A 12,557-nucleotide genomic window follows, 5' to 3' on the forward strand; every position below is an offset into this window, starting at 1 on the left:
TTCGTTTGTGTGCCCTAGCTTCTCTCGCACGTCCGCGTTTCGTTTCCGGGGTGAAGCGTCAGGGCTTAACATGCTTAGTACGGGCATCTCCGCTCCTTCCGCCGCGCGCTACTTGCATTGAGTGTACCCTGTGTATAGCTAAACCCGCAGCCCTGCGCGGGCGTACCGCAATCAGAAACTTGGGGAGCAGAGATGACAGAACTTGCCAGCTATTACGTGCCCGGCCTCTATGTAGAGGACCACGCGATCGACGTCCCACTCGACTGGCGCGGACTCGAACCTGCGCTTCTTGCCATGGGGATCGGCCTGCGCGCGGGCGCTTTCCCCGACGCCATCCCCGGCGCACCGGAATCGCTCAAGCTCTTCTACCGCGTGCTCTGCGCGCCCGAGCGCGTTCACGACGACCTGCCCCTCCTCGTCTTTTTACAGGGCGGCCCCGGCGGCGAGGGTCCGCGCCCGACCTCACCCACCTCTGACGGCTGGATAGCCGAGGCCATCAAGCACTTCCGCGTGGTCCTGCCCGATCAGCGCGGCACCGGGCGCTCGAGCCGTGTGAGCGGGCGCACCATCGCCGCACTCGGCGAGCGCACCGCCGCGGCCGGAGCGGACCCGGCGCGCGCCCAGGCGGACTTTCTCAAGCGCCTGCTCGCGCCTTCCATCGTGCGCGACCTCGAGTACCTGCGGCTCGTGGGATTTGAGGGCCGCCCGTGGGTCACGCTCGGACAGAGTTACGGCGGTTTTCTCACCCTCTCCTACCTCTCGAGCTACCCCACGGGCATCGTCGCGTCGTTTGTGGCGGGCGGCATCCCGCACATCCCCGCAAGCGCCGCGGAGGTCTACGCGCACACCTTCCCGCGTATGGCCGAAAAGACGCGGCTCTACTACGCGCGCTACCCCGAAGACGTTGCACGCGCGGCTGCGGTGGCGGACCGCCTCGCCGCCGAACCTGTGATGCTCCCCGACGGGAGCCCGCTCACCGTGGAGCGCCTGCAGCTTTTGGGCAGCGACTTTGGCATGAAGCCGAGCTTTGAGCGGATGCATTGGCTGCTCGACCACGCCTTTGAGAACGCCGACGGCACCGTGCCGGACGATCCCGCATCGGCGGAGCTCTCGGAAGGATTCCTCATGAGCGTCCTCGATCGCACGACCACCCGCGCCAACCCACTCTACTGGACGCTCCAGGAGCTCATCTACGCCGACGGCACCTGCGCGCCCATCCGCTGGGCAGCGTCGCGCGAGAAGGACGCACAGCCGGCATTTGACCCGAGCGCACGGCCTCTGCTCTTTACCGGCGAGGCGTGCTTTCCGTGGATGTTTGCCCAGATGCCCGAGCTCATGCCGTTTGCACCGGCGATGGAGCTCCTCATGGAAGATACCGAGTTTGACCATGTCTACGACCCGGTGCGCCTTGCCGAGAACGAGGTGCCGCTCCATGCGGCGGTCTACCACGACGACCTGTACGTGGACTCGGGGCTCCAGCTCGACACGCTCAGCCGCGTGGGCGCGAGCCACGCGTGGGTGACGAACGAGTTTGAGCACGACGGGCTGCACGGCGAGCGCGTGTTTGCGCACCTGTTTGAGGAGGCGCTCAACCGCGGCGACCTCGAGCGCGCGCTCAGGACGGCGTAGCGGCGGGCACTCGGGCGGTTGGCACCGAGTGCCGCACGGCGCGCGTCGGGCAATCGCCTTACGCAAAGACGATGAGGTTATCGCGATGAACCGCCGGCTTGTGGGCAAGTCCGGCAAGAAGGCGGTTCTGGGCGAGCTCGTCCTGCCGGCGGCCCGCCGCGAGCTCGAGCTCGTCGGACGACGCCTCGGCAATGCCGCGCGCGATGACGAGCCCGGTCTCATCGGCGATGTCGAGCACATCGCCCTCGCCAAACGAGCCCAAGACACCCGTGATGCCCACGGGAAGGAGCGACGAGCCGTGCTCGGTAAGGGCGCGCGCCGCGCCGGCATCGACGGTAACCCGTCCGTGCGCCGCGTCGCCCAAGGCGATCCAGAGCTTGCGGGGTGCGATGTCGAGCCGGTCTGCAGGCGGCTCAAAGCGCGTGCCCACGGCCTCCCCCGCGGCCAGGCGCACCAAGGGGTCCGGCGCCTCACCCGAGCAGATGACGCTCGGGATGCCCGCCGTCATGAGAATGCGACTTGCGCGGATCTTGGTAATCATACCGCCCGTGCCCACCGACGTTGAGGAATCGCCCGCCGCGCCGATGATGCTCGCATCAATCTTGTCGACGCGCGGGATAAAGCGCGCGGTGGGGTCGAGCGCAGGGTTTGCGGTGTAGAGGCCGTCGATGTCGGAGAGCGTGACGCACAGGTCGGCCGAGACGAGGCACGCCACGAGCGCCGCGAGGGTGTCGTTGTCGCCAAAGCGGATTTCGTCCACCACAACGGTATCGTTCTCGTTGACGATGGGCACGACCCCGAGCTCCACGAGCCGGGTGAGCGTGTCGCGCGCGTGCAGGTAGCTCGAGCGCTGCGCCGTATCTGAACGGGTGAGGAGCACGAGCGAGGTGAGCAGGCCCGAGGCGCGAAACTCCTCGTCGTAGGCCGCCGAGAGCACGCACTGCCCCACCGAGGCGCACGCCTGGAGGCTCGGCATGTCGGTCGGTCGCCGCGAGAACCCGAGCACCGGAGCGCCGCAGGCGATGGCGCCTGAGCTCACGACCACAAGGCTCCAACCGCGCTCGGCGAGCACGGCTGCTTGCCGCGCGAGCCCGGCGATAAAGGTGCGCTGGATAGCGCCCTCGCGCACGAGCGTGGAGGAGCCGATCTTGACGACCATGGTCTTGCGCGGGCTGGACATGCGGAGCTCCTCTGAGTCGGCGGAAATGTTCTCGCCATGATACCCCACGACATGTGACGGGGTGGGCAAGACAAAATGGGTCAAACGGAACACGTCCCCAACTGACCCATTCAGCCGCGATGTACGGCTCGCTGAGGTGCGCCAGATCGGCCTGAAAGAGGAGGGAGCACGCCTTGCGTGCGGCGACCGACGATTGAAGGCCGAGGTGGCGTGCCTCAGCGGGCCGATCAGGTCAAGAAACCTATTTCCGGGCCTTCCAGGGTAGGGCCGTCTGCGTCTCGGCCATGCGCTCGCGCACGAGTTCGTCGCGCACACGTGCGAGCCCCGACTCCATGCCCACCACATAGGTCTGCGGGTAGAGGAAGCGCTTGTACTCGGCGTCGAGCGCACTCAGTGCAGCAGAGCAGCGGGCCCGCGCCCGCTCGAGCGGCTCGCGCGGCGCCACGGCGGCGCCGTCGCGCACCACGGGCACGAGCACATCGCGGTAGTCCATACCGGCCACGCTCGTCACGAGGGCGGCGTCGTTGACGGCCACGAGGGTCGTCCCGCGGGTATCTCCCTCGCCCTCGAGGTAGGCCTCGTCGAGGATCATGTCGCACACAGGGCTCCCCGCCTCGTCCACATAGCGCCTCACCTGCTGGATGCCGGGGATGGTGCGCTTGTAGGGCTGCTCGGAGAGCTTGACGACGGGCGTCCAGACGGCGCTCCCCTTGTCGCGCCGCGCGGCGAGCTTGTAGACGCCGCCGAGCGCGGGCTGGTCGTAGCAGGTCGCGAGCTTGGTGCCCACACCAAAGGAGTCGATGGGCGCCCCCTGGTCGAGGAGCGACTGGATGGTGTACTCGTCGAGGTCGTTTGAGACCGAGATCTTGACGTAGTCGAGCCCCTCCTCGTCAAAGCGCCCGCGCACATAGGCCGAGAGCTTGGCGAGGTCGCCGGAGTCGATGCGGATGGCAGCGAGCCGCTCACCGCGCTCCTCCATCTCCTTGGCCACGATGATGGCGTTCTCCACGCCCTCGCGCACGTCGTAGGTGTCGATGAGCAGCGTGCAGTTGTTGGGCATCGAGCGGGCGAAGGCCCGGAAGGCCTCGAGCTCGCTCTCAAAGCTCATAACCCAGCTGTGCGCATGCGTGCCAAACACGGGGATTCCGTAGCGCCGGCCCGCGAGCACGTTGGAGGTCGAGGCGCAACCGGCCACGTAGCTCGCTCGAGCCACGGCCATGCCGCCGTCGGGCCCCTGTGCGCGCCGCAGGCCAAACTCGGCCACCGGGCGACCCTTTGCCGCCTGCACCACGCGCACGGTCTTGGTGGCCACGAGCGTCTGGAAGTTGATGGTGTTAAGGAGCGCCGTCTCGATGAGCTGGCACTCGAGCGCAGGACCCATCACGCGCACCATAGGCTCGCGCGGAAAGACGAGCTCACCCTCGGGCACGGCATCGATGTCGAGATGCGCGCGGAAGCCGCGCAGGTACTCGAGGAAGCCCGACTTGAAGAGCGCTCCACCGGCCGGCGCCTCGAGCGAGGCGAGGTAGGCGATGTCCTCCTCGGTAAAGCGCAGGTTCTCCACGAGCTCGGGCAGGTCGGAGGTGCCGCACATCACGGCGTACGCGCTGCCAAAGGGATGGTCACGGTAGAACGCGGTAAAGCAGTCCTCCTCGTCGAGCTTGCCGCTCTCCCAAAGGCCCTGGGCCATCGTGAGCTCGTAGAGGTCGGTGAGAAGCGCCACGTCGGTGGGATGGGCGGTGTCGGTGAGTGCCATGAGAGGCTTCCTTTCCCCGGATGATGGCGTGAAGGTGCGCGCGCGGATGCCCGCGGCGCGCTAGCCGATCATGCCGTTGTTGGTGAGCACGACGTAGACGATGGCCACGATGGCGAGCAACAGGCAGATGCCGATGACGATCTTCTGCGCAGGCGGCATCGTGGGGATGCCGTCGTCGTCCTCCTCGCTGGAGAGAACCATGCGCTGGCCGAAGGTGCGCTCGGCGGGGTCGTCGGAGACCACGGGCTCGTCACGGCGCGGGGCCGGCGCGGCCTGCGGGCGGACGGCAGGGGTGGCCTGAGGAGCCGCAGCTGCGGGGGCAGCGCCCGTAGTGCCGGGGGCAGCCGCAGACGCGGGAGCGGAAGCCGGCGCAGTGGCCGCGCCCTCAGCGCGCAGCGCCTCGAGCTCGGCGCGCTCGCGGCGTGCCTTCTCGGCGCGCAGGGCCTCAAGCTCGGCGCGCTCCTCATCGGTCAGCGGGCGCGAATCCTCATCAGCCATAGCGCTGCCTTTCTCGTGCGGGCGGCACATTGCCGCCCCGATACGTCGATATCGCGCAAAAGTATACCCGTTTGTCCGCAAGTCGGCCTGGCACCAGCCATCCGGGTACGCAAAACCGCCCTAGGCGTCGGCGCGGCGGAGTACACCCGTGGTGTCGAAGGGCGGGGTGAAGCTCTCGTCCACGGCTCCCCCCTCCTGCCAGAACATCTGCGAGAACCCGAGGTCGTCGGCGTGGTCGAGCACCTGCTCGTACTCCTCGTCCGTCACCGCGCGGGCGAGCTCGCCGCCCGCCGCACGCATCGCGGCGTTGGGCGTGTACTGGTTCATGACCGAGATGGGTACGTCGCCCACCGCGTCCCATACCATGTCGAGCACGCGACACGAGTCGTCTGCATGTCCAGGCAGCACCAGATGACGCACGATGATCCCGCGCGTCCACGTGCCGTCCCGCCGCTCCGCAGCTCCTCCCCGGCGCGCGAGCTCGGCTGCCATCTGCGCGAGCGCCCGGGCGGCGACGGCGGGGTAATCGTCCACATGGCTGAGCGCCCTGCCCAACGCGGAATCGGCGTACTTGAAGTCGGTCAGCCAGATGTCAACCAGATCGCCGAGCTCGTGCACCGCCTCCACGCGCTCGTAGCCGCTCGTGTTGTAGACGATGGGAATGCTGAGCCCCTGGCGGCGCGCCTCGGCGAGGGCGCCGGGTAGCAGGTGCGCGTAGTGTGTCGCGGTGACCAGATTGATGTTGAGCGCCCCCTGGTCCTCGAGCTCGAGCATGATCTCAGCCAGACGCTCCGGCGGAACCTCGATGCCGAAGTTGCCGGTTGATATCTCGTGGTTCTGGCAATAGACGCACTTGAGCGGGCATCCGCTGAAAAAGATGGTGCCCGAGCCCGCCTCACCCGAGATGGGAGGCTCCTCCCAGAAGTGGAGGGCGGCGCGGGCAAGCTTGAGGGTGTCCGTGGCCCCGCAGATGCCGCGCGCCCCCGCAGCGCGATCGGCCCGGCAACGGCGCGGGCACAGGTCGCAAGCGGCAAGGGTGGCGGAGTCGAGCAGGGGCACGGGTCCTCCTTCCGAGTGGCCGCTCCCGGCAGCATACGCCAGCGGGCAGGCACCCTGGATACGAAAAAGGCCCGCCTAAGCGGGCCCGATGCTTGAAGTGGTGGAGACGAAGGGAATCGAACCCTCGGCCTCTGCCATGCGACGGCAGCGCTCTCCCAGCTGAGCTACGTCCCCAAGCGAAGAATCATTTTACACGGACCCCAAACGGTGTCAACCGCCATTTTTGGGACGAAGATCCGTGTAGGACGGACAGGCGAGCGCCAAACGGCATCCCGCCCATGCGCTCGCGGCCGGCACAACACCCGTCTACACCGCGCGCTCGCGCTGAATGGCAAGGAAGTGCTGGCACGCACCGATAAGGTTGGCCTCGTTAAAGAACCGGCACGGCTCAATCTCTGTCACAGAGAAGGGGTAGTTGAGCTCGGCGTTAAAACGCGCGAGCGCCTCGCGCACGCCCTCGATAAAGCGCGGGTTGCGGCTCACGCCGCCGCCCAGGCACACGCGCTCGGGGTCGAGCCAGCACTGGATATTGTGAATCTGCAGGGCGATGCCGTCGCACACGTCGCGGAAGATCCGACACGAGACCTCGTCGCCCTCCTCGATCTACGCAAAGACCTGGCGGCCGTCGCAGCGCCCGATGCCCTTGGCTTCGGCAACACGCCGGCAAAAGCCATGGGTCGAGCAATCGGTGGAGAAGGCGCCCTCGTCGCGCAGGGCGCTATCCTTGCGCGGCAGACGCGTATACATCATCGAGGCCTCGCCCGCAAAGAGGTGCGACCCCTTAAAGACCCGGCCGTTCACCACGGCCCCGCCGCCGATGCCCGTGCCAAAGGTGAGGACGACCCCGTTCTCAACGCCAGCAAGGTTGCCCACCGAGAGCTCCGCCATCGCCGAGCAACGAGCGTCGTTCTCAGCCTCGGCGGGCAGGCCGAAGCGCTTCTCCCACGTGGTGAGGTCCGTCTCGTAGAGGTAGTTGAGCGCCCCGCCCGTCTGGAGGTACTTGCACTCAACCTCCACCACGCCGGGGAGCGAGCAGGCGATGCCCTCAACCGGGCCCATCTGGGCGATGATGCCCTCAAGCGCTTGTAGGAAGGGCTCCGGATCGGTGCTCTCGGGGTCGGGCGTGGGAACCTCTCCCCCGTCGTGGAAATCCCCCGGTTCGCCCGAGCCGTCCATGAGGGCGTACTTGATGGCGGTCCCGCCCACGTCGAATACGGCAAGTCTCATCAGATACCTCGCTTTCGGTACGCGCGCCCGCCCGGGACGCGCTGGGGCCCGGATAGCCCCGATGGTATCGCCACCCCCCCGCACGGCACGGGGCGCACCATCGCATTCGAATAGACGACGCACGGCGGCCTGCCCCAAGGGCAAACCGCCGTGCGGAAGAAAAGCTATGACGGGAGTTCGCGCGTCCCGGCCGTTTGGCTAGGCGAGCGAGAGCACCACCGCTTCGTGCGGGCGGAGCTCAAGCGAGTCCTCCCCCACGCGTACGGCATCGTCGGCGTAGGTATCAACGAGCACCTCGGCCCCGTCGAGCGCCACGACGCCGCCGTCTGCGCGCACGGGCTTTACGCGGCAGGGCTCCGCATCAAAGGAGCACGCCACGAGGAGCCGCACCGGCTGACCCGCCGCGCGCGCCGCCGCGGCGGCATCGCCCTCGAGCCAGCGCTCGTACACAATCGCACGGGGCGCGCTCTCGCCGGCCTCGACAAAGCCCACACGTCCGCGCGACACGACGTCGAGCGCATGACGCATCTGGATGAGCCCGCGGTAGAACTCGAGCATCGAGCCCGCGCGTCCCTGCTCGGCCTCCACATTGATGAGTTCGTGGTTCTCGGGCACGCCGATCCACGGCTCGCCCGTGGTAAAGCCCGCCGCCGGGCCCGCCGTCCACTGCATGGGCGTGCGGCCGTTATCGCGCGAGCGCTCACGGATCACCTCGAGCGCCTCGTCCTCGCTCGCGCCCTTCTCAACAAGGATGCGGTAGTTATTGAGGCTCTCCACGTCGCGCACGTCATCGATCGAGGCAAAGCCGGCATTGGTCTGGCCGAGCTCCTCGCCCCCGAAGACGTAGGGCACGCCCTGCATTAGATGGGTGCACACGGCGAGCATCTTGCCCACGTGGTCCCACGTGCCGCCTGGCTTGCCCACCTGGCCGCGACCGCCGAAGCGCGTGATGGCGCGCGGCTGGTCGTGGTTGCACCAAAAGAGTGCGTTGTGGCCGCCGCCCGCCTGCATGCCCTCCTGCCAGCTCGCAAAGATCTCGCGCAACCGGGCGATGTCGGGCTCGGCGAGCGCCCACTTGTCGCCGCCGGCGTAGTCGACCTTGAGGTGGTGGAAGCTGAAGACCTGCCCGAGCTCGTGCTCGGCGGGGTTGGTGTAGCGCACGCAGTTCTCTAGATCGGTCGCCGCGAGCTCGCCCACCGTCATCATCCCGTCGATGCCGGAGCGCTCCACCAGCTCCTTCAAGTACTCGTGCACGTGCGGACCGTCCGAGAACATCCGACGGCCGAGCCCATCGGTGTCGTCCTCAAAAACCTCGGGTTTGGAGATAAGGTTGATCACGTCAAAACGGAAACCCGCCACGCCGCGCTCGCGCCAGAAGGAGACGACCTTGGCCATCTCTTCGCGCACCTCGGGGTTGGTCCAGTCGAGGTCGGGCTGGCTCACATCGTGCAGGTGGAGGTACCACTTGCCCAGGCGCGGCTCCCATTGCCAGGCGCTCCCGCCAAAAGCGCACTGCCAGTTGGTGGGCGGCTCGCCCGGGTCGCCGGAACCAGTGCTCCCGTGGCCGTCGCGCAGGATGTAGTAGCGGCGAAACCGCTCCTCACCCGCAAGCGCCCGCTGGAACCACTCGTGCTGGTCGGAGGTATGGCAGAGCACCATGTCGAGCACGATGCCGATCCCGCGCGAGCGCGCCTCGGCCACGAGCTCGTCAAAGTCGGCCATCGTGCCGTAGACGGGATCGACAGCGCAGTAGTCGGCCACGTCGTAGCCGTTGTCGCACTGGGGCGACGGAAAGAACGGCGTGATCCAGAGGTAGTCCACGCCCAGGTAGGCGAGGTAATCGAGCTTGGAGGTGATGCCCGGCAGGTCGCCGATGCCGTCCCCGTTGCTATCGCAGAAGCTCTTGATATAGATCTGGTAGACCACAGACTGGGCAGGATCGCGCATGATCGCGTTCAATCGAGACTCCCCTTCCTTGCCTTACGCCGTGTAGGTAACGACCTCGGTCGCACCGGCCTCGGCGTCCATTCCGCTCGCAAACGTTACGCCCTGCGCGCTGCCCGTGGCCGAGACCACAAAGGCGGTCGCCGTGGGGTGCCCGGCAGCGCGGATCTTCTCGGGTGTAAAGCTGAGGAGCTTCTGCCCGACGCGTACGCGCTCACCCTGGCTCACGTAGCAGGTAAAGCCGTCGCCGCCCATATCCACGGTGTCAATGCCCACATGGATGAGGAGCTCCATGCCGTTGTCGAGCGTAAGGCCCATGGCGTGATTGGAGGCGGGCATGGTCACGGTCACGGTGGCGTCGGCCGGCGAGACGACCTCGCAGGCACCCTCGGCGGGCTCGATCATCACACCGTCGCCCATGCACTTGCTCGAGAAGACCGGGTCGGGCATCTCGTCGATGGGCTTAACCGTGCCGGATACCGGGCAGACGAGGGCACCGGGGCCGGCCGGTGCGGCAGACGCAGCCGGGGCGGCTGCGGGCGCGTCGGAGGCCGGAGCGGTGGCGGGCTCGAGGGCGACAAGGCCGCGGTCCTCAGGCGAGAGCTGACGCATCCCCACCGTGTAGGTGAGCACGAACGGGATGACGATGGCGATGAGCAAGCACACCGCGAAGACGCCCCAGTAGTTGAACATGATGGAGAGGATGCCCGGGATGCCGCCAACGCCGATAGAGAGCGCCTTGACGGAGAGACCCGTGCAGACCATGGCGGCCACAGCCGAGCCGATCATGCCGCAGAGCAGCGGGAACTTGTACTTGAGGTTCACACCGAAGAGCGCGGGCTCGGTAACGCCCAGGTAGCACGACACGCATGCCGGGATGTTTACCTGCTGGGCGCGGTCGTTCTTCTTCTGGAGCACGATCATGGCGAGCACGGCGGAGCCCTGAGCGATGTTGGAGAGGGCGATCATGGGCCACAGGGTGGTGTAGCCGAGGTTGTTGACGAGCTGCGTGTCAATGGCGTTGGTCATGTGGTGCAGGCCGGTCATAACGAGCGGGGCGTAGAGCAGGCCGAAGAGTGCCGCAAAGAGCACGCGGATGTGGGACGAGAGACCCCAGTTGACCACGTTGGCGATGGCGTCGCCGATGGCCCAGCCGATCGGCCCCACCACGAGGTGCGCGATAAAGACGGCCGGCACGAGCGACATAAAGGGCACCACGATCATGCGCACGACCTCGGGCGTGACCTTGGTAAAGAACTTCTCGAGCCACACGAGCACAAAGGCGGCCATGAGGGCGGCGATAACCTGTCCCTGGTAGCCCGTGCCCACAAACGAGTAGAACCCAAAGTCGTAGGTGTGGGCGGCGATCTCCTCGGGCGTGGCGGTTGCCACGGAGAAGCCGTTCAAAAGCTGCGGCGAGACGAGCGTGAGGCCGAGCACGATGCCGAGGATGGGGGTCGTTCCCATCTTGCGCGTCACCGACCAGCAGATACCCACGGGCAGCATGTGGAACACGGCCTCGCCGATCACCCACAAGAAGTTGTACATGCCCATCCAGAAGGTGGAGATATCGGCGATGGAGAGCGTGCCGTGCTCGAGGTCAAAGACGCCCGCGTCGTTAAAGAAGTTGACCTCGCCGATGATGTTGCGGAAGCCCAGAATCAGACCGCCGCAGATAAGGGCCGGGATGAGCGGGGCAAAGATCTCGCCGAGAACGCCCATCGCGCGCTGGAGCGGGTTCTGGTTGGCGCCCGCCGCGGCCTTGGCGGCCTCCTTGGAGACGCCCTCGATGCCCGAGATCTTCGTGAACTCCTGGTAGAAGTCGGCCACGTCGTTGCCGATGATCACCTGGAACTGCCCGGCCTGGGTAAAGGTGCCCTTTGCCGCCGGCAGGTCCTCGATGGCCTTTACGTCGGCCTTGCCCTCGTCCACCAGCACAAAGCGCATGCGCGTCATGCAGTGGGTGACGGCGGAGATGTTCTCCTTGCCGCCCACGAGGTCGAGCAGCTTTGCCGCGTCCTCCGTGTACTTTGCCATGCAGCTACCTCCTTTGTAGCCCGTTGACGTGCCGGGGCCGCCGTTCTGCTCCCACGTGGCGGTCGCGTGCTCTTGCCCCCACCCACCCCGAGCTTGCGCCCGGTGGCCCCAACACCTGACACACAACTTATTTGAATAAGTTGTGTGTAGTATGTCATCTACTTATTTGAATAAGTTTGAGAATCGTAACCCCTCGGTGAACGGTCACTTTACCACCGCAAACGGTAACTTATTTGAATAGGTGGTTATGCGAATACGTTGGGGTAGGATGGGTGCGACGCATCTATCCGCACCTGCGCTGTCCACGCACATCTTACGAAGGGAGCCCCATGAAGGCCCGCTACGACCGCATCTTTACCGACCTCCGCGCCCAGATTGAGAGCGGCACCTTCCCCTACCAGGAGCTCCTTCCCTCCGAGAGCTCCCTCACCGCCACCTACGACTGCTCGCACAACACCATCCGCCGCGCCCTCGCGCTGCTGAGGGAGAAGGGCTATGTGCAGCCGGTGCAGGGCAAGGGAGTGCGCGTTATCTGGCGGCCGCGGGAGCGCGCGACCTTTGAGGTGGGCGGCGTCGAGTCGTTCCGCGAGTCGGTCGCCCGCAACCGCCTGACCGCCGAGACCCGGGTGAGCGACTTTAGGCCCGTCGTCTGCGACAAGCGGCTCGCCGAGCTCACCGGGCACCCGGAGGGGGCGGACCTCATAACCGTGGAGCGCGTGCGCCTCCTCGACGGGCGCGCCGGCATCCTCGACCGAAGCTACTTTCTGGCCGACCGCGTCCCCGGCCTTACGCCCCAGATCGCCGAGGGGTCGATCTACACCTACCTCGAGGACGAACTCGGCATCGAGATCTCAACGAGCAAGCGCACCATCACGGTCGAGCCGGCAACGGAGCACGACCGCGCGATGCTCGATCTTGGCGACGCCGACTACCTTGCCGTCATGACGAGCCAGACCTTTGACAAGCAGGGGCTGATGTTTGAGTTCACCACCTCGCGGCATCACCCCGAGATGTTCTGCTTCCACGACACCGCCGTCCGCAGCGCCGTGTAGGGTCACCGCACCGGGCCGACGTGCCGAGCCGCCGACCCTATACCAAAAACCCGGCAATCCTGCCGGGCATCCACACATCTATGAGATTCTCAGCCAAAGAAAGACCGCTCCCCACTTCACGCAAATGAACCCACCTCTACAAGGTGGGCGCCCTCATCGCCTCTTCCAGCGTCCT

At 66.6% G+C, this 12,557-nt stretch carries 8 protein-coding genes, 1 tRNA gene and 1 pseudogene; 2 read left to right on the forward strand and 8 right to left on the reverse strand.

The window, feature by feature from the left end; all coding sequences use genetic code 11:
* The first annotated feature begins 192 nt into the window (after positions 1-192).
* A complete protein-coding gene (locus tag B5G20_RS06805; protein ID WP_087356120.1) occupies positions 193-1,629 on the forward strand; it encodes an alpha/beta fold hydrolase in 1,437 nt (478 codons plus the stop codon).
* 58 nt (positions 1,630-1,687) lie between these two features.
* Here the strand turns inward: B5G20_RS06805 and proB are convergent, their stop codons facing one another.
* The 8 genes and pseudogenes from proB to treP all read right to left on the reverse strand — a co-directional run bounded on the left by proB (position 1,688) and on the right by treP (position 11,330).
* Positions 1,688-2,809: a glutamate 5-kinase gene (gene proB / locus B5G20_RS06810; protein ID WP_087356122.1), complete on the reverse strand. Its 1,122-nt coding sequence runs from the start codon at positions 2,807-2,809 to the stop codon at positions 1,688-1,690.
* A gap of 241 nt (positions 2,810-3,050) precedes the next feature.
* Positions 3,051-4,565 carry a nicotinate phosphoribosyltransferase gene (locus B5G20_RS06815; protein WP_087356124.1) on the reverse strand — a complete coding sequence of 505 codons (1,515 nt, stop codon included), beginning with the start codon at positions 4,563-4,565 and terminating at the stop codon, positions 3,051-3,053.
* 60 nt (positions 4,566-4,625) lie between these two features.
* Complete coding sequence (locus tag B5G20_RS06820; protein WP_087356126.1) at positions 4,626-5,063, reverse strand: hypothetical protein; 438 nt, start codon at positions 5,061-5,063, stop codon at positions 4,626-4,628.
* A gap of 120 nt (positions 5,064-5,183) precedes the next feature.
* Complete coding sequence (locus tag B5G20_RS06825) at positions 5,184-6,122, reverse strand: radical SAM protein (protein WP_087356128.1); 939 nt, start codon at positions 6,120-6,122, stop codon at positions 5,184-5,186.
* Positions 6,123-6,220: 98 nt separating this feature from the next.
* A tRNA-Ala gene (locus tag B5G20_RS06830) sits at positions 6,221-6,296 on the reverse strand.
* A gap of 132 nt (positions 6,297-6,428) precedes the next feature.
* Positions 6,429-7,349 (reverse strand): annotated as a pseudogene (locus tag B5G20_RS10570) (ROK family protein).
* 198 nt (positions 7,350-7,547) lie between these two features.
* Positions 7,548-9,275, reverse strand: coding sequence for an alpha,alpha-phosphotrehalase (locus B5G20_RS06845; protein WP_239286912.1), 1,728 nt, complete (start codon positions 9,273-9,275; stop codon positions 7,548-7,550).
* Between the two features lie 54 nt (positions 9,276-9,329).
* Positions 9,330-11,330: a PTS system trehalose-specific EIIBC component gene (gene treP, locus B5G20_RS06850; protein ID WP_087356134.1), complete on the reverse strand. Its 2,001-nt coding sequence runs from the start codon at positions 11,328-11,330 to the stop codon at positions 9,330-9,332.
* Positions 11,331-11,659: 329 nt separating this feature from the next.
* Between treP and treR the strand changes: the two genes are divergently transcribed.
* Positions 11,660-12,382: a trehalose operon repressor gene (gene treR, locus B5G20_RS06855; protein ID WP_087356136.1), complete on the forward strand. Its 723-nt coding sequence runs from the start codon at positions 11,660-11,662 to the stop codon at positions 12,380-12,382.
* The last annotated feature ends 175 nt before the right edge of the window (positions 12,383-12,557 follow it).

Origin of the sequence: Collinsella sp. An7 (genome assembly GCF_002159335.1) — a bacterium.
Classification (GTDB): Bacteria; Actinomycetota; Coriobacteriia; order Coriobacteriales; family Coriobacteriaceae; genus Coprousia.